At 46.8% G+C, this 25,357-nt stretch carries 27 protein-coding genes; 26 read left to right on the forward strand and 1 reads right to left on the reverse strand.

The window, feature by feature from the left end:
* The first annotated feature begins 94 nt into the window (after positions 1 to 94).
* The 18 genes from L4D78_RS02990 (at position 95) to L4D78_RS03075 (ending at position 17,661) form a co-directional block, all read left to right on the forward strand.
* Complete coding sequence (locus L4D78_RS02990) at positions 95 to 1,276, forward strand: phage protease (protein WP_428465570.1); 1,182 nt, start codon at positions 95 to 97, stop codon at positions 1,274 to 1,276.
* Positions 1,276 to 1,662: a hypothetical protein gene (locus tag L4D78_RS02995; protein ID WP_428465571.1), complete on the forward strand. Its 387-nt coding sequence runs from the start codon at positions 1,276 to 1,278 to the stop codon at positions 1,660 to 1,662. Before L4D78_RS02990 ends, L4D78_RS02995 begins: the two co-directional genes overlap by 1 nt.
* Before the next feature lie 46 nt (positions 1,663 to 1,708).
* A complete protein-coding gene (locus tag L4D78_RS03000; RefSeq protein ID WP_428465572.1) occupies positions 1,709 to 2,608 on the forward strand; it encodes a Mu-like prophage major head subunit gpT family protein in 900 nt (299 codons plus the stop codon).
* A 78-nt stretch (positions 2,609 to 2,686) separates the two neighbouring features.
* Positions 2,687 to 2,989 (forward strand): HI1506-related protein, encoded by a 303-nt coding sequence (locus L4D78_RS03005; RefSeq protein ID WP_428465573.1) that lies wholly within the window; start codon positions 2,687 to 2,689, stop codon positions 2,987 to 2,989.
* A gap of 4 nt (positions 2,990 to 2,993) precedes the next feature.
* The gene (locus L4D78_RS03010; RefSeq protein WP_428465574.1) at positions 2,994 to 3,422 is read left to right on the forward strand and encodes a gp436 family protein; all 429 of its coding nucleotides are present in this window, start codon (positions 2,994 to 2,996) and stop codon (positions 3,420 to 3,422) included.
* A complete protein-coding gene (locus L4D78_RS03015; RefSeq protein ID WP_428465575.1) occupies positions 3,422 to 3,856 on the forward strand; it encodes a phage tail terminator protein in 435 nt (144 codons plus the stop codon). The genes L4D78_RS03010 and L4D78_RS03015 overlap by 1 nt, the downstream gene beginning before the upstream one ends.
* The gene (locus L4D78_RS03020; RefSeq protein WP_428465576.1) at positions 3,846 to 4,778 is read left to right on the forward strand and encodes a hypothetical protein; all 933 of its coding nucleotides are present in this window, start codon (positions 3,846 to 3,848) and stop codon (positions 4,776 to 4,778) included. The genes L4D78_RS03015 and L4D78_RS03020 overlap by 11 nt, the downstream gene beginning before the upstream one ends.
* A 55-nt stretch (positions 4,779 to 4,833) precedes the next feature.
* Positions 4,834 to 5,166, forward strand: coding sequence for a hypothetical protein (locus L4D78_RS03025; protein WP_428465577.1), 333 nt, complete (start codon positions 4,834 to 4,836; stop codon positions 5,164 to 5,166).
* The gene (locus L4D78_RS03030; RefSeq protein WP_428465578.1) at positions 5,082 to 5,510 is read left to right on the forward strand and encodes a hypothetical protein; all 429 of its coding nucleotides are present in this window, start codon (positions 5,082 to 5,084) and stop codon (positions 5,508 to 5,510) included. The genes L4D78_RS03025 and L4D78_RS03030 overlap by 85 nt, the downstream gene beginning before the upstream one ends.
* Positions 5,503 to 8,445, forward strand: coding sequence for a tape measure protein (locus tag L4D78_RS03035; RefSeq protein ID WP_428465579.1), 2,943 nt, complete (start codon positions 5,503 to 5,505; stop codon positions 8,443 to 8,445). The genes L4D78_RS03030 and L4D78_RS03035 overlap by 8 nt, the downstream gene beginning before the upstream one ends.
* 13 nt (positions 8,446 to 8,458) lie before the next feature.
* A complete protein-coding gene (locus L4D78_RS03040) occupies positions 8,459 to 9,295 on the forward strand; it encodes a hypothetical protein (protein ID WP_428465580.1) in 837 nt (278 codons plus the stop codon).
* A complete protein-coding gene (locus L4D78_RS03045) occupies positions 9,295 to 10,185 on the forward strand; it encodes a hypothetical protein (protein ID WP_428465581.1) in 891 nt (296 codons plus the stop codon). Before L4D78_RS03040 ends, L4D78_RS03045 begins: the two co-directional genes overlap by 1 nt.
* A gap of 2 nt (positions 10,186 to 10,187) precedes the next feature.
* Positions 10,188 to 11,846 (forward strand): hypothetical protein, encoded by a 1,659-nt coding sequence (locus L4D78_RS03050; protein ID WP_428465582.1) that lies wholly within the window; start codon positions 10,188 to 10,190, stop codon positions 11,844 to 11,846.
* The gene (locus L4D78_RS03055) at positions 11,833 to 12,582 is read left to right on the forward strand and encodes a phage BR0599 family protein (protein WP_428465583.1); all 750 of its coding nucleotides are present in this window, start codon (positions 11,833 to 11,835) and stop codon (positions 12,580 to 12,582) included. Before L4D78_RS03050 ends, L4D78_RS03055 begins: the two co-directional genes overlap by 14 nt.
* 30 nt (positions 12,583 to 12,612) lie before the next feature.
* On the forward strand, positions 12,613 to 12,825 hold the full coding sequence (locus L4D78_RS03060; protein ID WP_428465584.1) for a hypothetical protein: 213 nt from the start codon (positions 12,613 to 12,615) through the stop codon (positions 12,823 to 12,825).
* The gene (locus L4D78_RS03065) at positions 12,806 to 13,012 is read left to right on the forward strand and encodes a hypothetical protein (RefSeq protein ID WP_428465585.1); all 207 of its coding nucleotides are present in this window, start codon (positions 12,806 to 12,808) and stop codon (positions 13,010 to 13,012) included. Before L4D78_RS03060 ends, L4D78_RS03065 begins: the two co-directional genes overlap by 20 nt.
* Before the next feature lie 3 nt (positions 13,013 to 13,015).
* Entirely contained in the window at positions 13,016 to 15,166 is a 2,151-nt protein-coding gene (locus L4D78_RS03070; protein ID WP_428465586.1) for a phage tail protein, read from the forward strand.
* A gap of 467 nt (positions 15,167 to 15,633) precedes the next feature.
* A complete protein-coding gene (locus tag L4D78_RS03075) occupies positions 15,634 to 17,661 on the forward strand; it encodes a methyl-accepting chemotaxis protein (protein ID WP_428465587.1) in 2,028 nt (675 codons plus the stop codon).
* Positions 17,662 to 17,748: 87 nt separating this feature from the next.
* Here L4D78_RS03075 and L4D78_RS03080 read toward each other — a convergent pair whose 3' ends face one another.
* Positions 17,749 to 18,720 carry a glycosyl transferase family protein gene (locus tag L4D78_RS03080; protein ID WP_428465588.1) on the reverse strand — a complete coding sequence of 324 codons (972 nt, stop codon included), beginning with the start codon at positions 18,718 to 18,720 and terminating at the stop codon, positions 17,749 to 17,751.
* 265 nt (positions 18,721 to 18,985) lie between these two features.
* On the opposite strand from L4D78_RS03080, the gene L4D78_RS03085 reads away from it, so the two are divergent.
* The 8 genes from L4D78_RS03085 to L4D78_RS03120 all read left to right on the forward strand — a co-directional run bounded on the left by L4D78_RS03085 (position 18,986) and on the right by L4D78_RS03120 (position 25,346).
* Positions 18,986 to 19,300: a YbjQ family protein gene (locus L4D78_RS03085; protein WP_428457194.1), complete on the forward strand. Its 315-nt coding sequence runs from the start codon at positions 18,986 to 18,988 to the stop codon at positions 19,298 to 19,300.
* A gap of 373 nt (positions 19,301 to 19,673) precedes the next feature.
* Complete coding sequence (cspE, locus tag L4D78_RS03090; RefSeq protein ID WP_428457195.1) at positions 19,674 to 19,886, forward strand: transcription antiterminator/RNA stability regulator CspE; 213 nt, start codon at positions 19,674 to 19,676, stop codon at positions 19,884 to 19,886.
* Between the two features lie 338 nt (positions 19,887 to 20,224).
* On the forward strand, positions 20,225 to 20,434 hold the full coding sequence (locus tag L4D78_RS03095) for a hypothetical protein (RefSeq protein WP_428465589.1): 210 nt from the start codon (positions 20,225 to 20,227) through the stop codon (positions 20,432 to 20,434).
* A gap of 295 nt (positions 20,435 to 20,729) precedes the next feature.
* Complete coding sequence (locus L4D78_RS03100) at positions 20,730 to 22,097, forward strand: DNA-3-methyladenine glycosylase 2 family protein (protein ID WP_428465590.1); 1,368 nt, start codon at positions 20,730 to 20,732, stop codon at positions 22,095 to 22,097.
* Positions 22,094 to 22,555 carry a methylated-DNA--[protein]-cysteine S-methyltransferase gene (locus L4D78_RS03105; RefSeq protein WP_428465591.1) on the forward strand — a complete coding sequence of 154 codons (462 nt, stop codon included), beginning with the start codon at positions 22,094 to 22,096 and terminating at the stop codon, positions 22,553 to 22,555. Before L4D78_RS03100 ends, L4D78_RS03105 begins: the two co-directional genes overlap by 4 nt.
* Positions 22,556 to 22,648: 93 nt before the next feature.
* Complete coding sequence (gene fabV, locus L4D78_RS03110) at positions 22,649 to 23,851, forward strand: enoyl-ACP reductase FabV (protein WP_428465592.1); 1,203 nt, start codon at positions 22,649 to 22,651, stop codon at positions 23,849 to 23,851.
* 51 nt (positions 23,852 to 23,902) lie between these two features.
* A complete protein-coding gene (locus L4D78_RS03115) occupies positions 23,903 to 24,844 on the forward strand; it encodes an alpha/beta hydrolase (protein WP_428465593.1) in 942 nt (313 codons plus the stop codon).
* 124 nt (positions 24,845 to 24,968) lie between these two features.
* Positions 24,969 to 25,346 (forward strand): PilZ domain-containing protein, encoded by a 378-nt coding sequence (locus tag L4D78_RS03120; protein WP_428465594.1) that lies wholly within the window; start codon positions 24,969 to 24,971, stop codon positions 25,344 to 25,346.
* Positions 25,347 to 25,357 lie beyond the last annotated feature (11 nt).

Here is a 25,357-nt window from a genome sequence, read left to right on the forward strand (position 1 = left end):
CATCTTCAAGTCAGTCAAAACGGGCTGACTTAAGCTCCGCATTCCCGAATCCCTTCCTTCCCAGTTAATCCCCTTATAGCGCCACACTGGCGCTATGAAAACATCAAAACGTACACACATCGATCAGGCAGTTTTATCTGCCAACCTTACCGGTAACCTTGCTGTGCTGGTCGCAGACTTAAACCAGTCAGATGATGGTTGGTACCAGCTGCTACCTGCGGGCAAGTTCAAAGCCCGTGACGGTCGCCCCCACGATACCGCCGATGGCTATTGGCACCTTAATGCCGATCTTGCCGCGCAAATGATAGCGGCGACTAAAGCCACTGCCCCCAAAATCCTGATTGATTACGAACATCAAACCCTCAATACCGCTGAAAATGGTCAAAAGGCCATTGCATCCGGCTGGCTAGATAGTGACGTCGATATTGAGTGGCGAGAAGGGCAGGGTTTATATATTTGCCCCGATTGGACAGATACCGCTAAGGGCCATATTGACGCTAAAGAGTACGCCTTTCTTTCTGCTGTTTTCCCCTATAACAAACACGGTCACCCGTTACTGCTGCGCATGGCGGCTATTACCAATGATCCCGGTGTCGTCGGCATGGAATCACTGGCAGCCCTGTACGCAGAAAAGACGGCTGACTTCAATCTCAGATTAAATTCCCACACCGCCGGTATCGGCACCGAAATCAACCTGTACGGTCAAACGGAGGATCGTAATGTGAATGATCTATTGAAAAAGCTGCTCGGCAAGCTGGGTATCGAACTTGCTGACGATGCACAGTTAACTGACGCCCAGGGCGAAGCGGCGTTAACCGCGCTCAATGCCCTGAAAATTAAAGCGGATAAAAGTGGTGAGCTGGAAACCAGTATCGCGACACTGAAAGCCGAACAAGGTAGTGATATCGACCTGAGTAAACATGTGCCAATTGACGCCTATAACGGCGTGGTCGGTGAACTGGCTGTTTTAAAAGCGGGGGCAGATGCAACAGGTATTGATTCCGTAATTAAAGCCGCGAAGGACAAAGGTCAGATTGTTGAAGCAGAAACCGACTACTTAAAGCAGTTTGGCGAACAACAAGGCGTTGTTGCGTTGTCGGCAATGCTTGAAAAGCGCCCAGCCATTGCAGCCCTTACTTCGCAACAAACGGCAACCCAGCAAATATCTAAACCAACCAAGAACGATGACGATCTGACAGCAGAAGAGCTGGCAGTGCTCAAGGCATGTGATCTTGATAAAACCGCATTTTTGGCAGCGAAAAAGGAAAACAGCTAATGGGAACAGCAAAACGAACGGGCACTCGTCGTGACTATCCGGTTAAAGGCGGCCAGTACATTGGCGGTAATGCGGTGGTGATGTTAGCTGCAGGATTGGCTGTCGGCTTTGCCAGCGCCTCACCCACCGATATCTGTGCCGGTGTGTCGAACCTCGGTGTAGACAACACCACAGGTTTTGATGGTGAAACCCGTATTGGCGTTGAGGTTGGTGATCACAAGTTTCTGAACAGCGGTGATATCGATAATGCCGATGTGGGTTCAGATGCCTTCTTTGTTGATGAGCGCACCTTGTCAATCGATAGCGCCACCAATACGCGCCCCAAAGCAGGGGTGATCACCCAAGTAGAGAGTGACGGTGTGTGGGTGTGGTTGGGGATCAAATAGCTGGGCGTGAAATAGCACAGAAATAAACAGCTTGGAGTGAACAAAAGTGGATATTAATCAAAAGAATTTAAGCGCCCTATATACAGCAATTAAAACTGCATTTAACACCGGAAGCGGCAGTTATAAACCATTGTGGCTGCAATTCGCGACCATGGTGCCGTCTTCGACATCGGCGGAAGCCTATACCTGGTTAGGTCAGTTCCCCCGACTGCGTGAATGGGTGGGTGATCGTCAGGTCAAAAAATTGGCCAGTCATGATTACACGCTCAAGAACAAAAAGTACGAATCAACCGTGGCTATCCCAGCCGAAGCCATTGATGACGATGCCTACGGTGTGTTTATGCCGTTGTATCAAGAAATGGGCTACGCCAGCGCCTCGCACCCTGATGAAATGCTGTTTGCCCTAATGGCAGCGGGCTTTACTACCAAATGTTATGACGGTCAGTATTTCTTCGATGCCGACCATCCAGTAGTGAACCCAGCAACGGGTAAAGAAGAATCTGTCTCGAACATGCAGGCAGGCGCGGGAACCCCGTGGTTCCTGCTTGATACCCGTCGACCTTTAAAACCGTTCATTTACCAGAAGCGCAAAGACTATCGCCTCAATGCCAAGACAGATGCGGGCCAGTCAGATCACGTGTTCATGGCGGATGAATATGTCTATGGCGTCGATGGGCGCGGTAACTGGGGCGTCGCGTTCTGGCAACAAGCCTTTGCTTCAAAAGACACTTTAGATGACACCAATTTTGATGCAGCAGTCAGCACCATGATGGCGTTTAAGTCAGATGAAGGTCGCCCATTGGGGATCATGGCTAACGTGCTGGTGTGTGGCCCAAGCAATCGCAGTGCCGCGAAGAAAGTACTGGAAGCAGAAAACAAAGCTCAGGGTGAGAGTAACACCAACTATAAGGCCGTTGAATTAGTCGTGGTGCCTTGGTTGCCTTAATCCCAATTTGCTGACTAAACGGCATTAGCTGAATGCCGTTCCCCCCCTGTTGAACCTTGATATGGAGATCACAATGTTATGTCACAGCAAACTGTTATTGATAAAAAACTGGCGGTTACAAAGCTGGTGGTTAAAAGCGTGGCGCACGATGGTTACCGCCGCGCAGGCATGGCGTTTAGCACCGGCGAAAACATTCTGGCAGCGGGTACAGTTACCTGCTCGCAACTGGCCATGCTTGAAGCAGACCCGCGACTGGCAGTATCGGGCGCGGAAGGGACGCTTGCCGAAGCAGGTGCGTCAGACGATACGCCAGGGACACTGGTTCAAAGAGGTCTATCTGACGGTGTAATGAATTCTCAGGTCGCAGAGTTGGGAGAGTAAGCCTATGTACTGCACCCGAGAAGACATGATTACCCGCTTTGGTGAAGAGGAACTGACCGAGCTGACCGACCGTGATGGCAGTGCTGGTGGAACCGTGGATACAGTGCTGAACCAGGTAATAGATGATGCCAGTGCCACTATCGATGGTTATTTGGGTGGACGCTATGACTTACCCCTGCAGGTCGTTCCTCGGGTGCTAACCCGTACCGCATGTGATTTATCCCGCTATTACCTCTACGACGATCAACTGGGTGAAGAGCACCAGGCGGCTAAGCGCTATGTCGAGGCCATCCGTTATCTGGAAAAAGTCGGGCGCGGTGTGCTGCAGCTCGGGCTCGACAGCAATAACCATCGTCCTGAGACCAATAATATTGCCGCTATGACCAGTGCAGGGACGGTATTTGGTCGTCAGGGCAGTAAAGGATTTATCTGATGGATGACTTGGTCGCGCTGACAGTAGCCCGACTCAAGGCTGATAGCCCGCCTTGGAAGGATGTCAGTGAAATCGATGCGCTGAGCCAGCTGGATTTGAAGACAGCGGGCACAACCAGAACGCCAGCCCTGTATGTATTCCTAGTTGGAGAAACGCCTAGTCCAGATGTTCGAGGAGCCGGGGCTTACCTGCAGTCACTGACCGCGACTGTCGGCGTAGTGATAGTGGATGCCTCCCGTAACGGCAAGCCGATTAACCTTCAGCCATTGCGTAAAGCGTTGCGAAAGCGCCTGTTTGGCTGGTCGGGAGCGGATGACTTTGAGCCTTATTGGCTGGGTGGCGGTCGACTATTAACAATTCAAAGCGGCAGAGCCAGCTGGCTGGATAACTTTGTAACTGAATATACCGAGGATCAAAACGCTTATGGCCCGTAAAGAACGCAAAAAAATCATCGGCTTTGCCCTTGAAAATACCTATGGCGTCGATGCGCTGTCGGCTGAAAATATTGCCAATGGCGCGGTAATGAAGCATGTGCTGGGGCGTGAGTTTTCCATCACCCCGTTAGCCGGTGAATCTCAGGCGCTTGAATATGACGATGGCACTCTGGGACAGTCAGCTGAAATCATGACCGAAGTGTATGTTTCGGTTGAATTCACGGTAGATTTGGCGGCATCGACTAATCCGGCCAAGGCTGCACCGTGGGGTGACTTAATGGCTGCTTGTCTGCGTCGGGTCACCGAAGATGCCGAAAACAGCCAGACAGTTTACAGCATCGATGATGATACAACAGGTAGCCTAACACTCTATTACTACCAGTCGGGCACCTTACATAAAGTAGTTGGCACGCGAGGCAGTCTGTCATTTAACGCGGTGGCCAAAGCTTTCGGTGGGATCAAGTTTGCCTTTACTGGTCTGCATGTACCGGCAGAGGCGCAGGTACATCCCGCCCCAGATTTTTCGACATGGCTTACACCGCTAAAAATTGGGGTGCAGCATTCCAGTTTTACCATCGATGGCACAGCCGCCAAGCTCATTTCTCTTGAATATGATCAGGCTAACCAAGTGCCATATCAGGAATATGTCGGGCATGAAGAGGTGATGATCACTGACTATCAGCCGACCGCCACCATGGTGATAGAAGCGCCGAAGCTGACAGAGTTAGATGTGTTTGCGTTGGCGCAAGCTGGTGAAGAGCACGAACTGGTGTTCACTAATGGCTCAATCGGTAATCAGGTGATTTGGCAAAGCCCGCGAGTGCAACTTGGTCGCCCGACCTATGGCGAGCAAGACGGCACCCAAACCTACAGTATTCCGCTGCGCATTATCTCGAATGCCGACCAATTCATTACCCGATAAACCGTGTTTAAACACGATTTAAAGCACGGTGCGGTCGATTAAATTAGGAAAAAACATGTTCAAACTTGTAGCTGAAAGAAACGTAAAAGCCTGGCCTGTCAGTATCAATGTGCCAGTAGATGGCGGCAAGGTAGAAACCTTTGACATGACCATCGATTTTAAGCTGGTCGATAGTAAGACATTCAATGAACTGAGCCGTAACGGCGACGCGGCAATGTTTACCAAGGTGATCACTGGCTGGTCGGGTATCGCTGATGAAAGCGGTGAATCACTGGTCTTTACCCCAGAAAACCTCAAAGCGGCTTGCTTGAATCCGCACTTCACCGCTGGTGCCTTGTCGGCCTACCTGAAAGCCATGAGCGGGCAGGCCAGCACAAAAAACTCCTAGACGCAGTACGGGCAGCCATTAAGCGCCAACCCGTCACTGCGAAAGATGAACAAGAGTGGCAGCAAGAGCTGGCCAGTTGGGGAGTGAGTCAAAATCCCGAAGCGACAACGAATGATGACACCGATGAAACGATAGAAGTGTGGCAAGAGCATGCCGACGTGCTCGAATGGTGGCTCACAATTCCCGCCTTTCTGCGCTGGAATGGCTTCTGTTGCTTAGGTATGGATGTCTGTCAGGTCAAAGCCGATGCCCAATTGTCTGGCCGTGGTATCAACCCCGATGATTATCAAAAACTCAAATTAATCGCCAGCGTCATGGCCGAGGAACTGAACCAGCGTGAGTAAAGATCTGAAATTTACCCTGCGCTTTGACGCAGAAAACAAACAGTTCGTTGGTCAGGTTCGCGGTGCAGACAATGCGGTTGCATCCCTTGGTAACCAATCTGCCACCACGGGCCGTCAAATGCGCACACTCAACCATCAGTCTGATGCGCTGGAAGGACAAATGTTGTCGCTGCGTAATCAACTGTTTGGTGCGGCTGCCGGGTTCTCTGCCATTGCGGCTGCCCAGAAGGCAACCGACCGGCTGGGTGCCTATCAGGATATTCGTACTCGTATTACTGCGTTAGTCGGCAGCCAACAAGCGTGGATTGATACTGAGCAATATCTCATTGAAGTCAGTAAAGAGCACAATAAAGCCATGCTGGAAATGGCGGGTAATTACGCACGTGTCGCTTCGGTAGAAGATGCGGGCATGATCACCCGCCAACAAACGATCGCAATCTTTGAAGGCATGAGCAATGCCGCCAGTACCTACGGGGCCACGAATGAGCAGCTCAATCAGAGTATGTTCGGTCTGCAGCAAGCGATGGCTAGCCAGGTTGTTCGTGCCGAAGAACTGAACCAAACCACCGAGCCATTACCAGGGCTGTTAACCAAGATGGATAAAGCGGCTGGGCTGGCATCCGGTGGTTTTCGCAAGCTGGTTAATGACGGCAAAGTCACCTCTGATTTTTTTGCTGAAACCTTGGTTAAAGCATTAGAAAGCTATGATGGCGCAGCCGCTAATACAGCAGGCAACATCAATGCGCTATACGGTGACTTAGCGACGGCCTATACCCAGGCCGTTACCGCCTATGAACAGCCGATTTCCGATTCTTTCTCACCTGTCATATTAGGGCTGACCAGCAGCCTTGGCGTTTTTGCCGACAATGCCGATCTGGTCTCAACGGCGGTCGGTGTAACAATGGCGCTGGCATTGGGTCGCGGAACGGCAGCAGTCATGAATATGACAGCGGCGCAAGTGGCGAAAGTTGTGGTCTCTCGTGCCCATACGGCAGCGCTTATTCAAGATGCTCAAATGACGGTTCGCCACACTCAAGCTTCGATTTTAGCGACTAATGCTGAAATTCATCATCTTGAAATTCAACGTAAAGTAGCCGTGGGTGCCGTCATGGCCACAAAAGCGGAAGAACGATTAGCCGCAGCCCGAGGGCGCTTAGCTATCGCCACGGTAACACTCAAAAATGCCCAGCAAGCCGCTGCTGTTTCGGGCCGATCATTGGGCATGAGTCTGTCGTTACTGGGTGGGCCAGCGGGTATCGCAATGATGGCGGTTACCGCTTTAGGGTATTTTGCGTTATCAAATCAAACGGCGGCAGCCGAGACCGATCATCTATCTGACCGTATCGATCACCTGTTGGGTCGTATGAATGCGTTACAGGTAAAGCAAGTTGAAAGCGTATTAGCAGAAGCACAAGCCAAGCAAGCCTTGGTGAGCGCAGAGCTTGAAACATTACATGCTCGCAAAGGCACGAATGATCTTGATGAGCGCTTGAACAAGATAGAGGCTCTTCGTAAGAAAGAGGTGTCTTGGCGAGAAGATGTGCTTGCGCTTGAAGACAAACTGTATGAGTTACGGAATAAGCCTGAAGACAAACCTAAACCTGAAAAAAAGCGGGATGACAAAGCGGATGCTCAGGCACAAAAGCAGCTTGATATGATGCAACGCCAGGTCGCGCTTTATGGCAAAAAAAGCGAACTGGCCAAGGTCAGTTACGACTTAGAGCACGGTGCCCTTAAAGCGATTAATGGCAAGCTGAAAGAGCAGTTGTTGCTAGAAGCAAAAAAGCTCGATAACAAAGCCGCCGAAGCCCAGATACTGCAACAGGCCAAGGCGCTGAATGATGCCGGGCAAGACCGCTTAATGCAAATGCAGCAGCAAATCGCACTGCACGGTATTACCAGTGAAGTGGCTAAATTGCAGTACGAAATCGAGCATGGCGAACTCAAAGGCATTAATGAAGAGCTGGCGAAAAACCTGTTGTTAGAAGCCGAAAGGCTGGATAGGAAACAGGGGCAATCGCCTAAAAATACTCGCGATATAGAGGCATTCTACGCCGAATCAGACGAGATCAATGGCGCATGGCTGATGCGTCTGGCGATGCAAGCCGACATGGAAAATGAAGCCAAAATCCGTGAAGACTATGCCTATAACGACAGATTAGCGCGCCTTTCTCAATCATTCCAATCCGCTTATGCACAAGCCCAAGAAAACCAGCAACTACAAGATGAACTTGAACGTGAATATTTTGCTAATCGGGAAATACTGCGGGCTGACCATCAAGCCAATTTAACCGATATTGAGAAACAGGCCACCGATGAACGGTCGGCCTATCAGGCGCAAGTTGCCGAGTCGACCCTAACGTTTACCCAGCAGCAACTCAGTATTACCACCCACTTTTTAAAGCAAGCGGGTGAAGAGCAGGGCGGTTTGTATCGGCTGTTGTTTGCGGCCCAGAAACTGGCGGCGATCCCTTCCATGGTGGTCGCAACCGAAGAAGCGGCCACTAAGGCATTAAGTTTCGGCCCGCCACCAGTGGGCATGGCGTTATCAACGGCAGTTCGCACCATGGGTTATGCCTCTGTGGGCATTGTTGCCGGGCAGGCGCTGGCAGGTCAGGCACACGATGGCATCAACCGTGTACCAGCCAAAAATGAAGGCACGTGGATGCTGCGCAAAGACGAAATGGTGCTGAACCCGAAGCAGGCTGATAACTTCCGCTGGATGGTCACCATGATGAATCAAATGAAAACCATGCAAAGTGGACAGCAACAACAACAGGCGATGCAGTACGGCGGAACACCCAACGTCAATGTGGCAGCCCCGCCAGTACATGTGGCTTTTCTTGATAACCAAGAGCAATTGAACGCTTATTTACGCAGTGATATGGGTGAGCAGGCGGTAGTGAGAATAATGAAGCGTAACCAAACGAGCTAATTAAGGGTTTTATATGGCATGGGAAACAGGGACGGCGAATGGGCATCGCGATTTATTGGCCAAGCTGGCGGTATTTGCCGTCGCTCAAGGTTGGGTGGCGGTGAAGTCGTTAACGCCAACTGATGGTGAGTACGAGCTTTGGCTGAAAAGTGGAGGTGAGTCTGGAAAGGAAACGATTTTTGTGGGTTTTAGAACTGAGTCCGATCCGGACAACGACCGATTTAATGTGGCATTGCGTTGTTCTCCGATGTTTTCAGACGGTGCCCTTTTTCATGAAATGCCCAATTCTTCCAGCACCAAATATGTCTATTTATGGAAGAACACGATCCCTTATTATTTTGTTGTTAATAAAGACAGAATTATTGTTATTGCCCAGATATCGACAAAAACACATGCCTGCTATTTAGGAAAGCTACGCCAATATTGTTCGCTGGGTCATTGGCCTCGTCAAGTGGTGGTCTTTGGTGAGAGTGATATTGCAACCGGCCGCTGGTCCAATGAAGGTGGGGATTATTCAATATTTCAAAATATCATCCCTCGTGCCAATGCGGTGTTATGGGTCGATAATACCTATTTAAATGTAACGAAAAGCTACCCCCGTCAGGGCGGATTCCCTGCGCTTGATGGTAAGCCGATAAATAACAGCAATGACCGCTGGATGATCCAAATGTTCGCTATACACAATGACCACGGTGCATTGGGTGAGTTTCAAGGGTGCTTTTATCTCAGTGGCCGTGATGTCGCGACCTGGCAACGGTTAACATCGCCAGATAACAGCCGAGAGTATGTCGTATTACAAAATATTTATCGTGCGGGATTTATTGATTATATGGCCGTGGAGTTAGCTTAATGCCTTACGAAAAACGCCGAATAAACAGTATTGATGCCATTATTCCTTTTATTACTGAGTTTCTCGCTAGCCATACCAGTGTGCCGTTTGATATGGCCCGTTTTGCAAATGAGACATCGACACAGTGGGGTGTTGTACATCAAGAGCACGGTTATTTGTTCAATATGGACATTAATGCAAATGCCAAAATGGGTGGCCAAGCTTGGAACATGGTGGGTAATTGGACACAGGGCAACACTTGGCCTGACCTGTATAATCGAGACTCTAATGGTAGACACTATTTATCTATCCCACTTCCGTGCGAGATGTACATTATTGCTTGCAATGATCTGTTTATCGTTAACTTCCATAATGCAGTCTCTAACCAAGTAAATTTACTGGGTGTCATGGGTATTGCCAATGTGCGAGATGGGGGCTATTGGGGGGCTATCGCATCCGGCCCATGTGCTGCGCGTTATCAAAATTCGTTTTTCATGAGCGTGGAGACCGATGGCGGTTTTAGTAATTCAAGTATGTTGGCTTATGACTGCGATAGTAACAGTCATGTGCCCTCTGGCATTAAGCTGAACACACAATGTGGTTTTCTACCCATGATCCGTTATGGCAGTCGTTACGGCTACCCTTGCCTTTATCCCGATATGCTTCATCACACTTTATTTACGCAATCAGGCACAACACTGTTCATGCCTTGCTATATGGTGGGGCAAGGCAATCCTTATGATGGTGAATTAAAAGGGGAGCTTCCAGCGGTTCGTACACTCTGCACTAAATACTATGGGCAGGGTGATATAGAAACCTATCAAGGGAAGCGCTGGATCATATTCACTAAACTCGATGCAGGCGGGAAAGATCCAGAGCCTCGGGGTTTTGCTTTTCGTGTGGATGACTAACCATGAGTACGGTTGTTGCAATTGGATATAGTCTCACCACGCCGTTTGCCAGTGAACATTATCTCGCGCCTCCGTTACCGGAGCCCGCGCCGTTTGTCATGATGGCAAGTACGACGGTTGTCTATGCCAAAACAGCTCCTACCGCGTGGTTGCCCACATTGCCCAGTATGGTAGCGGTAGCTAAGCCCGGATTTTGGGAGCGGGAATTTAAAAACAATCTGTTTCTAAAACCTAAATCGGTTGACCTCGGTTTTGTGGTGAATGTATCTCAGGTTCCTGTTCAGATTTGGAGCTCTTATACTCAGCCGCTGACTTTGAATGATATTGTCAAAACTGGCGCGAAGGGTATAGCGATCAATGGGCAGCTACCGGGGGATGTTCTGGCTCCTTATGGTGGTATCTGGCAACTAAGGCTGGATGTATCGTTGGATGTCGATATGGTTATTGATGCCAGTTTTGAGTGGCGGTTTAACCATGGCCTAGTCTCTACAGTTTTAATCGTATCAGGCACGCGTATCGCGCTGTGGCCATACCCACCCATTTACCCCGTCACTGAATCTTGGCAGTGGTTTACTGCCGTGACTGAAACCCGTGCCAGTGAACAGCGGCTGTGTAACGCAGATAAACCATTGCAACGCATTGATTACACCTACAATTTGCCGAATCTGGCTGCGTCAGAGCAAACCGCTCGTTATGCAGCACAAGGAAAAGAGCGGATGGTTGTGCCCGTTTGGAGCGATGCCACATCGCCCGTCAGTGCCAATAAGGGCGATATGGTTATCTATATCGATGTCTCGTCGCGCTCATTTCAAGCGGGTGGCATGGCGTTATTGTATAAAAATGAGCGCAGCTACGAGCTGGCGTTTATTGATCAGGTTAATGATGGAAACCTGTTGTTATCAAGGCCGTTATTGTTCGAACACTCCAATGTTATTTTACTCCCCGCGATGAGTTGTATGGCAACGGAAGGTGTCCGCTCAAGTCGACAGGGATCGCGAACAACGCAGAAAATCACCTTTGTTAATAGTAAGCCGCTGGAATTACCAGCATTAAGCCCTTCCGGTTTTGACATGGTTGCGGAATATCTGGGTGCTTCAGTCATTGTACAGCGCGGTAAAGGGGTGTCGGTGGCTGATGATATGGCGTTTACTTGGCGCGAGAAAACCACAGCCAGTGGTCATCACATCGTGGATGCCGAGCAAGACTACGGCCGACATTCTACCACTGTTGAAATGATTGCCAGTAATCGTGAACAGGCGTGGCAACTAAAACAATTTTTATATCAATTTAAAGGACGTTTAAACGCGTGTTGGTGGGTGTCGTATCATCGTCAAATTCGTATTGCGGCACACTGTAGTCGCAAAAGAATTGTGATTGAACGAGTCGGTTTGGTCGAATTCGGTGATCGGCATTTGTATCTACATTGGCGTGATGGTGTGCAAATGGTGTATGCAAAATCTCTTGGTTATGACGGCGATGGTAACGAGGTGATTGATCTGGGAGGAGATGACGATCGAGAGGTTACCCCTGATGACTTACTTGGCGGACATATTATGCGCTTGATGCGACCAGTGGACGATCAGGTCAAAATCACACACCAACCGCGCCAGCTCCTGTCTGTATCTATGCCGATGATAGAGGTGCCCGATGGCAGTCATTGAACTGTATAAAACTGAAGTTCACAACGAGGTATGGCGTTATACGTCGCATCAAAATGACGTGCTGTATGACGGTATGAATTGGTCTGCCCATGCAATCGAGCGTGGTAATGGTATCGAGCAATCAGATAACCCGTTACGGGCTGATACAGCTTTTGAGGTGGCTGCGGGTAGTGAACTGGCAAATTTAGCACTGAATCCACCGCTTAATGTCGCCCCTAAAATCACCATCCTCCGTTCTGAAGATGGTCAGCAGTTTTATACGGTGTTTGCTGGACGAATAATGGCAGGGGTCTGGAATGACGGTTTTGTTAGTGTTGAGTTGGAGGCGGTACATACCGAACTGCAGATCTCTGGGTTGACAGAAACGGTTACCCCGCAGTGTCGTTATTCGCTGGGTAGCCGTAAGTGTGGTCATATTGAAAGTGCCCGAACAGTAACGGTGACAGCGGTGGATGGCAATCTCGTTACTCTGACTGAGTCATTGCCGTTGGAATATAACTACGGTCGCCTTAAACACGGACATAACCATCATTATATTGATACGCAACCGAATGTTAAGGCACTGCGCCTTCTGCATCCCGCAACCTTTACAGCAGGGGATCAAGTTGAAGTGAACCGAGGTTGTGACCGCACCTTAGCGATATGCCATTCGCGTTTTAATAACGCCATTAACTTTGGTGGTGCGGTAAACCTGCCGACCAAAAATCCCTATATTGGCGATCCTATCGACCGCTAATGCTAATGACATATCCATAAGGAGATTGTGATGATGTGGGTAATGGCCATCATGATGGTGGCATCGCTGTTTATTAGTTATCGAGCAATGAATCAAACCCATACCGCCCCAGATGCGCAAGAGCCGAAAGCGCCCGTCATCGAAGAGGGTAAACCATTGGGAGTGGTTTTTGGTCGGGTGAAAATCACGAGTGGCAGTGTGTACTGGTGGGGGGATTTATCGAATGAAGAAATCAAAAAGTAATCGTATTTATCCTAAAGATTTAGCCCCGCTTGGTTACTGTTGTTCAGGGGCGCGTGGGGTCTTTGACGTTTATGGGTTGAGCTGGACAGAAGCGCTAAAGCATGGCGCAGATTGTGAAGCTTTGCTGGCGCTAGGTGATCCGGTGGTGACGGCCATGGTCGTTAAGTTTAAGCAGGGTAAGGAGTAACCCATGGGCAGCAAGAAAAAACAGGTTGCAGGTCATCGCTGGTTTTGGGGCCAGCATCTGGTGTTATGTCATGGCCCTGTCGATGCCGTTAGGCGGATATGGTTTGGTGAGAAGGTAGGTTGGCCTGGGAGTGTATCGAGCAATTCGCGTATTCATGTTGATCAACCAACCCTGTTTGGCGACCGCGATCAGTATGGGGGTATTGTTGGAGATATAGATGTCTGTATGGGCCATGCCAGCCAGCGCGTGAATGATTATTTAGCCCATCATTGTGGGCAGGTGGTTAACGGGCTGAGGGTAGTGAGTGCGTTTCGTCATCTGACCGCCTTGGTATTTCGTAAACCTGAAATGGGCAATTCCAGCTACCCTGCGCCTGTGTCTGTAGAGGTTGAACGTATTTCTACAGGCTGGGATGGAGATTATATCTGGTACAACAAGAAGGCCGTAATTCATAATGGTCTCAATGGTGCCCACATTATCCATGAGTTGATTGAGTGCCCGGAGTGGGGGACAGGTAATTCCAATATCGATAATGCAGCATTTCAGGTTTGTGCTGATGTGCTTTATAAAGAAAGATTTGGTCTTAATGCCCACTGGGTAAAGCAACAGCCTGTTGAACAGTTTGTTAAAGATATCTGCCGTTACCTCAATGGTTATGTGTTTACCGATGAAGCCAGTGGCCTGGTAACCATGCGCCTTGCCAGAGATGATTACGACCCAAATACGCTGCCAACTCTGACGGTGAAAGAAATCAAAACGGCGAAGAATGTCCGCCGTCGTAGTCAGGCTGACATTATTAACACCTTGACGGTAACTTATACTGACCCGACAACTTACGAAAAGTCAGCGGTTACAGTGATTAATTCGGCAATGGTACATGCTGTCGGTCGCACCATCGGTGAAACCGTTAACTTCCCAATGATTCATGACGCGCAGTTAGCCTACAGAGTCGCCATGCGTGAGCTAAAGATGCTATCAGCACGATTGATGACGACCGAGCTTTATTGTGACACGACGGCATCGGTGTATCAGCCTGGTGATGTAGTGCGAGTAGTGTATCCAGCCGCAGGGTTAAACCATATTATGCGAGTGCAGAAAAAGCGCCGAGGCAGTATGGCGCAGCCTGAAGTAAAGTTAGAGTTGATGGAAGATATCTTTTCAGCCGCCACCGGAGACTATATACCGCCGCCACCGAGTGGCTGGAAAGACCCAATTACAACGCCAGTACAGATCATCATTCAGCAAGTGGTTGAGTCACCTTATTGGCTGTTGGCTACCAGCCTTAATCCGTCAGAGCTGGCAGTGCTAAATAAACATAGTTGTTTTGTTGGCTGGCTAGCCCGTAAGCCGTCGGGTGATACTATCGGTGCGGATCTGTATTACAACAACTTTGACCGTTGGGTTTACAGCCACCGAGCCTCTTTTTCGACTAGCTCAATGTTGGCCGAATCGATATCACCAATGGCAACGCAGCTTAGATTGATTGACAGTAACCTGCTGACCATTGAGTTACCCGCAGTATGTCAGTTGGGCGGTGAATTAGTGGTGGTTAAAAGTATTGTTAATGGTGTGGCAGAGGTTGAGCGAGGTGTACTTGATACGATACCCGCCGAACACGCAGCAATGATAGTAATAGCAGCCTTAGATGGTGATGCATTAGATACAGAGTTCACCACGGGTGAACAGGTAAGTGTGCGAGGTTTAACCGTGACAGCGCGAGGGGCATTATCAAAGGACGATGCGACTATTGTTACCACCGAACTGGTAGGGCGCGCAGCAAAACCACTTTGCGTGACAAATGTAAAATTGAATGGTGAACACTGGCCTGAAATCATCACTATGCCAGCTACCGTTGCGTGGTCACACCGTAACAGGATCAGTCAGGTAACCGAACCTCAGTATTTAACCAATTGGTATACCCCCGGCTCCCCTGAGCCAGGTACTTCTACGTTGATGAAAGTAACGGATGCTGACACCAGCGATGTATTGTTTGAAGGCGAGACGACAGATACTGAATTATTATTGGATGAAACATTGATACCTGTAGCAACTCAGCGATTAACCATCACCCTAACCGCCACCCGAGAGGGTAATGAGGCGATGCAGAGTTATTCACAGGTGCTTATTGTTCAACATCCCCTTCAAACCGTTTAAACAGCGTTTAAAGAGTTTAAGAATTCCATTTATTAAACACCCCTCACACTGAAACCGGCCAGAATGACAAATATACCAGTTTGTCATTTCTAGCGGTTTCATTTGTCAGACCTCGCGGGCGGCTACAAAAACATAACCCGTCTAACCCTTCCTCTCATATCTCAGATTACAGCTGTTGTTGCTGCATCTATTACCTTTAATAAAAGTCACATGGTATATTGATTTTATTAACATATTGTTTTTTATTGATTATTTTGCGTTATCCACAAAATCAGTGGGTAACTTGATGTTCAATAGAACATATTAGTAATGGTGACGGTATAAAGAACATGCAACTTAAAAGTAAAAAATTGTTATTGATTCTCATCATAAAAGTAAAGGTTATTAGGCATATTAATCCTTTGTGGGTATAGTCTTAATTGGTTTAGATTCAATAATAAGTTCTCACAAATAAAAAGAGGTTAGTTATGTTTAACCCACTCCGTCGCTTAACTGTTCGACGTACTTTACAGGTCGTATTTATTGTCCCTACCCTGTTATTGTTAACTTTTCTTTCATTACAAATACAGACTCAATTTTCCTCTTTAAAAGAAGCTCGAATAGCGGAAGAAACAGTGGCATTGTTCAATCGCTATGATGAGGTGGCACACCAATTTGCGGTCGAGCGTGGTTTAACTGCAGGGGTACTTGGTGCTAAGGGGCAAGGGCCACAAGTTGCTGCCCTCACGAAACAGCGTGCTGCGGCCGATCAGGCTTATCAGGCATTATTAAGCTTTCAACCCGAGTACCTCAATGAAAATGACATGCGCCAACTCATGGGTGTTGTTAGAGAGCAGCTGGATAGACGGCAAGATATTCGACGCCAAGTGGATACGCTAACCTTGATTGACTCTCCTTTCGCTTATTATTCGAATGTGAACCAGTTGGCTTTAGATAATTTATCAATATTGCTGTCTCATATTAGCAATGCTGAGCTAAAGCAAGAAATGCAGGGGCTGTTACAGCTATTGGTGATTAAAGAGCAGGCGGGGATGGCGAGGGGGGCATTGAATGGTGTTTTTGCTGCCAAACAGACTGACTTAGAGCGTTATGCGCAAATTGATAGCTATATAAAAGCAGAAAATTATGCATTACGTCAGGCTCAGTTGTTGTTAACGGGTAACATATCGACAGAGCTTGGCCGTATAACATCGAGCCAGCAATGGCAGCAGGTAATGCAGCTTCAACAACAGTTTTTAGATCAAAAATCATCATTGACTGCCGTCCAAGGGCCTGATGCTTCGCAATGGTTTGCATTGGCGACAGATCGTATTGGAATGATTAAAGCACTTCGCGATCAGATAACCACAGAGTTGATGGCAACGGTAGCGCACGATAAGTCTCTGACCCTACAAATACTTTGGGTCTATTTTGCTATTATTGCACTGGTTATTATCCCATTAGTCGTGTTAACGCTGATGTCGTTACGACAGATAACCCTGCGCGTTGAGAATTTGTCGAGTAAGCTTTCAGCGATGGCCGAAAATAGGGATCTGACAATTCATGTGTCTGACGGTCAACAAGATGAGTTTGGTCAGATAGCGAGGTTGCTTGATCACTTAACGAGCAGTATGAGAGAAACCTTACATAAGGCACATGAAGTTGCTGAGCTGACTCAAAACGAGATTGAAGCAATGGTGGCATTAATTGCTCAAGCTCGAAATGACAGTGAGCAAACCCATACGCGCTGCGACAGCATAGCAACGGCCATGACTGAAATGGCGCAAACTAGCCAAGAAGTCGCAAGTGTGACAAATGATGCGCAGCGAAGTACTGACTCTGTCCGATCTAGTGCCGAATCAAGCTTCACTCACAGTGAGCGTTCATTAGCATCAACAACTAGCCTTCTCGATAATGTGAATGAAACATATCAATGCATTGAATCACTTGAACAACAGATGGGTAGTGTTTCGGAAATATTAGACACGATAAATGCGATTTCTGAGCAAACAAACTTGCTCGCTTTAAATGCGGCAATTGAGGCCGCAAGGGCAGGTGAGCAAGGTCGTGGATTTGCTGTGGTAGCTGATGAAGTGAGAACACTCGCACAGCGCAGCAAGAAGTCGACTGAGGATATTCGCCACTTGTTAAATGGCATATCGAATGAGGCAAAAACGTCATATCAAAATATGCAACAGAGCCGTGAGGCAAGCTTCGAAACCCAGCAGGTTGTTTCTGAAACCAAATCGCTGGTTGAAGGCTTGATTGGTAACGTAAATGAAATTGCACAGTATAATGCGAGTATTGCAGCAGCCTCTGATCAGCAATCGCAAACAGCACGTAGTGTCGATAGTGACGTTGATGGTTTGTTAGAGCTAGCGGGAAACACAATGGAAGTTATCGCGAATATTCATGACGAGATGGGTCAGGTGAAAATGCGCATGTCAGAACTGGCGTCAGAAGTGAATGAATTTAAGGTTGAACAGCCAACATCGTTGTCGATGCGGGCAGACTAAATTGAGTTAGCAGTGTGTAATTAAGAAAATGTAATTAAAAAACACCGGCTTTAGGCCGGTGTTTTTGTCTCTGACTACAAGTAATTACTAAGCTAAGCGTTGATGCCACCAGTGTTCAGCTTGTTCAAGTGCCGAAGCTTGATCAGGGCAAACTCCCATCATTTTAATAATAATGGCTAAGGTAGATACAACGGCATGTTGCCCATAATTATTGTCTACCTGACCTAGCCAAACTTGTTCGAGAAACTCGCCTGTTATTTCACCATGTTTACCTGAAGCGCCTTCTAAAGAGGTTGGCCATTCCTCGTTAAAGAGTTCACCTTGGCTGACACCTGCAATGCGGCAGGCAGTGCGAGGGTTACGTTCGCTTTCACCACCTTCACCTTTGAAAGCAACCATATTCATGTCGCCAACCAACTGTGCGGCTTCGGCGTGAAGCTGCTCATAGCCCTGATGGAAAATGCCATGAATGGCAAACGTTGCTGCCGTTGGGTTTAGAGCGCGCGCCACAGTATTTAATGGTGTTCGCAATCCAACCAAATCGCGAAGTGCTAATAGTTCGATTAACGGGTCGCAATAGGCTGATAGCGGGATGTAACAAATATTATCTCTGGCAAGGATTTCACTTGCTTCCCCTGGCGTTGTCGCTTGTTTGATCCCTAGTGCGGGGCAGGCACTTTCAATTTGATATTTGATGGCATCGACAGCGGCATGACCGCTGAGCATCACTCGGATACCATTTTGTGCCAGTATTTTTGCTGCAAGCAATAAATAGGGTGGCTGACGACGTTTACCAGCAAAGCAAGGCCAGTCAACATCTACATCCAAATCTTGCCACTCTGATGGTATGCGCTCACGTAGAGCCTGAATATAGCCCGCAGCTTCTTCACTCGTCTCACACCGTACACGCTGTAGCATTAGCAAAGTCGCCAATTGTAGTCGTTCAGCTTTGCCATCGAGGTACATGCTCAATGCTTCTTTTGCTTCTAGCTGAGTGAGTGAACGTCGTCCTTTCTCACCTCGACCCACATGCTTTATAAATTCAGAAAAGGCGGTCATGTTACACTCCCTGTAAGGTTGATATACCACGATAGTAGCATTAAGTTGTTCACTTAATTAAGGGCTTTATTTTGTGTTTATTATCATCTTATTAATGTACTTTTGTCTTATTCTACATGGTAAAGCTTACTCAGGTACGCTAGAGAATGTTACGGATACTGGTGAAACGGCCTCTGGCTTTTTCATATTTTTGACTGAACCTATACTATTGTAATTGGTCGAAATATTTAGCAATGTTTGAATGAATTCCACTGAGGAGAACACCATGTTATATGTCACAACACCTGATATACCCGGTAGGGAAATTACGGAAACTCTAGGCACCGTTACTGGCAATGTTGTGCAATCAAAGCACGTAGGTCGCGATATTATGGCGAGCTTTAAAACCATATTTGGTGGTGAAATTAAAGGTTATACCGAAATGCTGACTGAAGCCCGTAACGAAGCATTACACCGTGCGATTACAGAAGCGGAATCTATCGGGGCTGATGCCATCGTTAATGTTCGTTTTACCACATCGGCCATCATGCAGGGTGCGAGCGAGATATTAGTTTATGGCACGGCAGTGAAGCTAAAATAACTGAGTGCTGAACATGGTGTTTCAGCCCATAAGCGCGACTAACAATCATAGCGTGTCCTAATTTTTCACAGCAAATCATTAAGTGGTATTAGGACACTTCTATGCATTTTCTTAATGAAAGATAAGTAGTCGTTTTTATGCTTTCATTTAAAATAAAGCTTTACAATGTGTGGTATTAAGGTATTATCCATCTCGCTCTGTTGCACAGGGTTATTAATGAAATATCAAGTAAAAGTAAAACCTCAGAATTTCTTCGTTAGTGTCGTTCTCCTTAGTGTTTCTCTTAGCTTCATCTTCGCATTCAATAATTCAGCTCTCAGCGTATCGTAAATTCGCGATAAGATTATAAATTCAATTATATAAGGGACACGACATGTCTAATGCAACTACTGGTCTAGTAAAATGGTTTAACGAAGAGAAAGGTTTTGGTTTCATTACTCAAGACAACGGCGGTGCTGACGTATTCGTTCACTTCCGTGCTATCGCTTCAGAAGGCTTCAAAACTCTAGCTGAAGGCCAAAAAGTAAGCTTCGAAGTAGAGCAAGGCCAAAAAGGCCTACAAGCTGCTAACGTAGTAGCGCTTTAATTTCGTAGTTGGCGTAAGAGATACTTGTATCTTTTACGCCTGCTTAAAACATTTTATATATTATTAATGCTGTAACTAAAAAAGTATAATCATTTCAGAGTATTACCCCGCGTACCTGTCTGTATACCTCATATTTACTTCGTTACATTTTCATCAATAAAATACATATCAATATTTCACATCAGTGGATAAAACTTATCTTTAAGTTTGAACTTATTGCGTTTTATCATTCTGATTATAAAACTAAGGATACTTATGTCTCGTTCAATCGGTCGAAAACGCTTTTGGTTTCAACAACGCAGCCAAGGAAATAATACAACGCACAATGAGGTAAATAAATGAGAGTGAATTTTAATATTTTTAAAGGCAATGTTTCTTGGAATGCATTAATTCATCAATTAAATAGTGATGTGTTATTACGTCAGGTTTTAATAAAAGGTCATGTCGACAGCCATAATGTAAACTTTTCGTACTGTGAAAAAACATGCGAAGGTCGAATTGTTAATGGTAATAATGAAATTATTGGTAATTTTTCCATTCCGTTATAATACTCAGAAATAATAAGTTAATTGCGACATTTAGCAATATATTACTCCTCTAAACCGCACTTCTAGCATGATAATGAATAATAAACGAATGCTTTAGCTGAGTAATAACTTACATAAAATCCTCTTCTTATCCAGAAAAATATCTCATCGCTTTCTTAGGTCGGTATTGTGGTCACAGTATAGGCTAACCTCTTAGCTGTAAAACTGAAGTAATTGAGTGCCGTTTATGGCTAGTATTGATTGATGAAGGCGATACACTTATCTGTATTACCTTTATGCAATCGAGACTTTCGCTATGATGACCTCAACCCAATGCCAGCAAGCTCGGCTAGCTCGAGATCACCGTTATGATGGGTTGTTTTTTACTGCAGTGAAAACAACCGGTATCTATTGCCGTTCGATTTGTCCTGCACCAGCTCCCCATGAAAAAAATGTCGAATATTTTGATTCGGCGTTTGCTGCAGCCAAAGCGGGTTATCGACCTTGTTTACGTTGCCGTCCTGATAGTGCCCCCGGTTCGCCAGCATGGCAGGGGAAAAGCACGACGCTAACACGCGCTATGAAATTAATCGATCAAGGTGCCTTGGCTGATGGCACATTAACGGATCTCGCTAATCGACTTGGTATAACAGATCGTTATTTACGTCGGTTATTCAGTGATGAAGTTGGGCTGTCGCCTAAAGCATACGGTTTGTATAGCCAATGTTTATTGGCGAAAAAGCTACTGCATGAAACGCGTTTACCCATTACTGATATTGCTTTAGCTTGTGGTTTTAACAGTATTCGCCGTTTTAATGATTGTTTCAAAAAGCAGTTTTCTCTTTCTCCGTCTCAATTGCGAAAGCAGACTGCTGGTGGTGTTACTCAGGGCAAAGCTATCACCATCAGTTTGTCTTATCGTCCTCCTTATAGCTGGGAATATATCCACCGTTTTTTTGCAGCCCGTTTAATTGAAGGGTTGGAATGGATCGGTGACGATTTTTATGGGCGTACATTTAGCCATGAACATAGCTCTGGCTGGTTTACAGCTTATCACTTGCCGGAAAAGTCACAGTTTAAGGTCGAGATACAACTGTCAGATCTCTCTATGTTGCCTAAAGTCATCGCTAATATTCGTCGCTGTTTAGATCTTGATGTAAACATCCAGCTCATTGAGCATGGGATCGCTCAAGCTACGGGGCATCAGCAACTTGCTATCGAAGGGTTACGGTTACCGGGCATATGGAGCCCATTTGAAGCTGGTATTAGAGCCATACTTGGCCAGCAGGTATCGGTGACTGCCGCGAAAAATTTAGTTTCTAAGTTAGTAGCAATGAACCCTGAAAATACAGACCACCACCTATACTTCCCGCAACCATCACAAGTTAATCAACTTGATCTCGATAGTCTTGGTATGCCGCAACGTCGACGTGAGACTATCCGTCTTTTCTCAGACTATGCCGTGGATCAGCCATTGGGTGACAGCAAAGCGTTGTTGGCACTATCGGGTATTGGACCGTGGACGGTGAACTATATGCGGATGCGGGGGTTCAGTGATCCTGATATTTTCCTCGATGGTGATCTCGGCGTTAAAAAAGCCCTGGTGAATACCCCTTGTGATGCTGATTTAGCGGCGCCTTGGCGAAGCTATTTAACCCTTTATTTATGGAATACTTTGTCATGAACAACCAACTTATTAATAGCCCTATTGGCTGGCTAAATATTATTGCAGACGACATGAGCGTTAGCATGATTGAATTTGATGCACAGCCGGATCAACCACAATCTCCGAATACGATGACAAAGCGTTGCTGCGACCAGTTGGCTGAATACTTTGCTGGCGAACGAACAGGGTTCGATGTACCACTAAAAATGCAGGGGACAGATTTCCAACGCACGGTATGGCAGGCACTGAATAGTGTTGGTTATGGTGATACGTGCTCGTATGGTGATATCGCGAATTTGATCGGTAACCCAAAGGCAGTGCGAGCGGTTGGGGCTGCAAATGGTAAAAATCCCATTCCTATAATCGTGCCTTGTCACCGTGTGATTGGCAGCTCAGGTAAGTTAACCGGATACGCGGGTGGGTTGGATATGAAAATTTGGTTGCTGGCGCATGAGAAGCCTCATACAGTCAAATAATCTCGCTGCCTCTGTTCATTTATTGATTTCCTTGCTATTGCCTGTGAATAAATTCCGATAGGGTGTTGTTAGTCTTTGGAATTGGAGTAAACAATGATTATTGAGCCAGTGATTAAAGGTGTGGTGGCTCGCTCAGCACACCCATATGGTTGCCAACAAGCCGTTCGAAATCAGATTAATTATGTGAAAGGATCTGTGTCTATTAGTGCAGGCCCGAAGAAAGTACTTATTCTTGGAGCATCGTCGGGGTTTGGCTTAGCGTCACGTATTTCGCTGGCTTTTGGCGGTGCACAGGCCGATACCATTGGGGTTTCTTTTGAGAGAGGCCCTAGTGAGAAAGGTGTTGGTACTGCAGGTTGGTATAACAATATATTCTTTCGTGAAGAGGCTGAAAAAATAGGCCTGATAGGAAAGAATTTTGTTGGCGATGCGTTTTCACCGCAGGTGCGCCAGCAGGTGATTGATTACATCAAAGACGAGTTTGGTGGCCAGTTAGATCTAGTGGTGTATAGCTTGGCGACAGGAGTGCGGCCTAACCCTGAAACGGGCGAATTGTGGCGTTCGTCAATTAAGACCATGGGTGAGCCGATAACGGGACCAACAATCAATATCGAAACAGATAGCATGGAACAAATGACGATCGGTACGGCGACAGAAGCAGAGATCGAAGCCACAGAAAAAGTGATGGGCGGCGAGGATTGGGCAAGTTGGATCGACACGTTATCAGGTGCCGGAGTCTTGGCTTCGGGCTGTAAAACAGTGGCCTATTCATACGTTGGGCCTGAACAGACTTACCCGATCTATCATCAGGGCACGTTAGGCCGAGCAAAAGCACATTTACATGGCACGGCCGATAAGCTTAATAGCCAGTTATCAGTGATAGAGGGTGAAGCGTATGTGTCGGTTTGCAAGGCACTTGTAACAAAAGCGAGTGTCTTTATCCCTGCATTTTCGCCCTATATTTTAGCCTTATTTAAGGTGATGAAAGAGAAAGGTACACATGAAGGGTGTATCGAGCAGATGCAGCGTCTATTTTCACAACGCCTTTATGATAAAAATGTAGAGGTTGCTGTTGATGGTAACCGATTGATCCGAATGGATGATTGGGAGCTTGATGAAGAAACTCAGCAGCAAGTCCGTGAGTTAGCCGCACATATAACGGCAGACAACTTCATGGCAGTAGGGGACTATCAAGGCTATAAAACAGACTTTATGCAGTTAAATGGTTTCTGTTTAGATGGCGTTGATTATGGCGTTGATATTAGTATTGAACAGTTACTTAGATTAACGCCCTAATGGTGAATTAACTGTTAGTGGGCACTCGCTTATAGCTTCAGGGAGGAAGCAATGCGCCAAGTTAGTCCTAAACTACAATCATGGTTGGTTGAATTTAATCGACAGGCTGCCTTACTGCTTGAAAATGGATTTACTCCAACGCCAGCCAGTGCTCGTGAAGGGTTGGCCTATCTGACCAGAGAGTTAGTAACGAGTATCCCTTCTATCGCTTGGGTGGAAGATGCTTTTGTCCAAGGTGCGTTATCGAATGTACCTGTGCGTATTTATCATCCGGCCCCGGAGCAGGCTCTACCTGTATTGGTTTTCTACCATGGTGGAGGCCATATGGCGGGCAGTGTTTCGGTCTATGATCCGATTTGTCGAAAATTGGCCAAGGCGACACAGCATATTGTTGTCTCGGTTGAATACCGCTTAGCCCCTGAAAACCCATACCCCGCTGGTCTGAATGACGCCTATATCGTTGCACAGACAATTTGGACGACGCTTGATAACAGTGCACTAAACTACTTGCCTAGGCTCTCGCTAGCGGGTGACTCTGCTGGCGGCGCATTGGTTGCCTCGGTTAGTGCTAAGGCTCAGTGCGATGATACTGTGAAAATCGCTAAGCAAGTTCTCATCTATCCAAGTCTTGATTACACATTAAGCTCAGATTCGGTAGAAGAAAATAGTACGGGCTATCTACTGCAAAAAAATAAGATTACTTGGTATTTCGATAGTTACTTTCAACATAATGAAAACCGACAATTAGCGTCACCATTATATGGCAACGCCTTCTCTTTACTTCCAGAAACCTTGATATTCACGGCCGAGTTTTGCCCCTTACGCGATGAGGGGCTGCGTTATAGTGACAAGCTAATAGCCGCTGGTGTCGATGTTAAATCAGTCCACTTCCCCGATATGATCCATGCTTTTTTAAATCTAGAGAATTTAGTGAAAGAAGAGTGCGATGCTGTTTATCGCACCATTGCGGAATTTTTATATGCCCACGGATGACTACTTTTGCCTATTTAGATCATAAAATCTTAAATCCGTCTGTAAGCTGAGTGTAAAAAGATGGAGAAACCTCTCAAATTCTTTATACTTAGCTCAATAAAAGAACAACAAAAATGAAGTGTTTATGGTGGAACGTCGTCATTTTAGTCGCATTCTTTATCAGACTCCGGCATCGCTGAAGCACTCAGGTGACGAGTGGCAGGCTGAGGTTCGGGACTTATCATTGCAAGGTATTTTATTAACCCGTCCAGATGGATGGGAAGAAAAAGCCGACGGTCATTATGTCGTCAGCTTTTACCTGCATGAGAGTGATATAGAGTTGACGATGGAAACGCAGCTGATCCACTACGACGCGCACTATTTACGTATGCATATTTATCACATTGATATTGAAAGTGTCGGATACCTCCGACGTCTGGTCGAACTGAATGTTGGAACTGACGAACTCTTGCATCGAGAGCTAGCACAGCTAGCTGATTTACAAAAACACTTAAACGAGTAGTCGTCGGAAAA

It is taken from the genome of Photobacterium minamisatsumaniensis (assembly GCF_050336695.1).
GTDB classification, from domain to species: Bacteria; Pseudomonadota; Gammaproteobacteria; order Enterobacterales; family Vibrionaceae; genus Photobacterium; species Photobacterium minamisatsumaniensis.

Excerpts from the sequence above, each read along its gene's own strand:
- L4D78_RS02990 (WP_428465570.1), top strand. The coding sequence starts at position 95 with ATGAAAACATCAAAACGTACACACATCGATCAGGCAGTTTTATCTGCC.
- L4D78_RS02995 (WP_428465571.1), top strand. The coding sequence starts at position 1,276 with ATGGGAACAGCAAAACGAACGGGCACTCGTCGTGACTATCCGGTTAAA.
- L4D78_RS03005 (WP_428465573.1), top strand. The coding sequence starts at position 2,687 with ATGTCACAGCAAACTGTTATTGATAAAAAACTGGCGGTTACAAAGCTG.
- L4D78_RS03010 (WP_428465574.1), top strand. The coding sequence starts at position 2,994 with ATGTACTGCACCCGAGAAGACATGATTACCCGCTTTGGTGAAGAGGAA.
- L4D78_RS03015 (WP_428465575.1), top strand. The coding sequence starts at position 3,422 with ATGGATGACTTGGTCGCGCTGACAGTAGCCCGACTCAAGGCTGATAGC.
- L4D78_RS03020 (WP_428465576.1), top strand. The coding sequence starts at position 3,846 with ATGGCCCGTAAAGAACGCAAAAAAATCATCGGCTTTGCCCTTGAAAAT.
- L4D78_RS03025 (WP_428465577.1), top strand. The coding sequence starts at position 4,834 with ATGTTCAAACTTGTAGCTGAAAGAAACGTAAAAGCCTGGCCTGTCAGT.
- L4D78_RS03040 (WP_428465580.1), top strand. The coding sequence starts at position 8,459 with ATGGCATGGGAAACAGGGACGGCGAATGGGCATCGCGATTTATTGGCC.
- L4D78_RS03045 (WP_428465581.1), top strand. The coding sequence starts at position 9,295 with ATGCCTTACGAAAAACGCCGAATAAACAGTATTGATGCCATTATTCCT.
- L4D78_RS03050 (WP_428465582.1), top strand. The coding sequence starts at position 10,188 with ATGAGTACGGTTGTTGCAATTGGATATAGTCTCACCACGCCGTTTGCC.
- L4D78_RS03055 (WP_428465583.1), top strand. The coding sequence starts at position 11,833 with ATGGCAGTCATTGAACTGTATAAAACTGAAGTTCACAACGAGGTATGG.
- L4D78_RS03060 (WP_428465584.1), top strand. The coding sequence starts at position 12,613 with ATGATGTGGGTAATGGCCATCATGATGGTGGCATCGCTGTTTATTAGT.
- L4D78_RS03065 (WP_428465585.1), top strand. The coding sequence starts at position 12,806 with ATGAAGAAATCAAAAAGTAATCGTATTTATCCTAAAGATTTAGCCCCG.
- L4D78_RS03070 (WP_428465586.1), top strand. The coding sequence starts at position 13,016 with ATGGGCAGCAAGAAAAAACAGGTTGCAGGTCATCGCTGGTTTTGGGGC.
- L4D78_RS03075 (WP_428465587.1), top strand. The coding sequence starts at position 15,634 with ATGTTTAACCCACTCCGTCGCTTAACTGTTCGACGTACTTTACAGGTC.
- L4D78_RS03080 (WP_428465588.1), bottom strand. The coding sequence starts at position 18,720 with ATGACCGCCTTTTCTGAATTTATAAAGCATGTGGGTCGAGGTGAGAAA.
- L4D78_RS03085 (WP_428457194.1), top strand. The coding sequence starts at position 18,986 with ATGTTATATGTCACAACACCTGATATACCCGGTAGGGAAATTACGGAA.
- cspE (WP_428457195.1), top strand. The coding sequence starts at position 19,674 with ATGTCTAATGCAACTACTGGTCTAGTAAAATGGTTTAACGAAGAGAAA.
- L4D78_RS03095 (WP_428465589.1), top strand. The coding sequence starts at position 20,225 with ATGAGAGTGAATTTTAATATTTTTAAAGGCAATGTTTCTTGGAATGCA.
- L4D78_RS03100 (WP_428465590.1), top strand. The coding sequence starts at position 20,730 with ATGATGACCTCAACCCAATGCCAGCAAGCTCGGCTAGCTCGAGATCAC.
- L4D78_RS03105 (WP_428465591.1), top strand. The coding sequence starts at position 22,094 with ATGAACAACCAACTTATTAATAGCCCTATTGGCTGGCTAAATATTATT.
- fabV (WP_428465592.1), top strand. The coding sequence starts at position 22,649 with ATGATTATTGAGCCAGTGATTAAAGGTGTGGTGGCTCGCTCAGCACAC.
- L4D78_RS03115 (WP_428465593.1), top strand. The coding sequence starts at position 23,903 with ATGCGCCAAGTTAGTCCTAAACTACAATCATGGTTGGTTGAATTTAAT.
- L4D78_RS03120 (WP_428465594.1), top strand. The coding sequence starts at position 24,969 with ATGGTGGAACGTCGTCATTTTAGTCGCATTCTTTATCAGACTCCGGCA.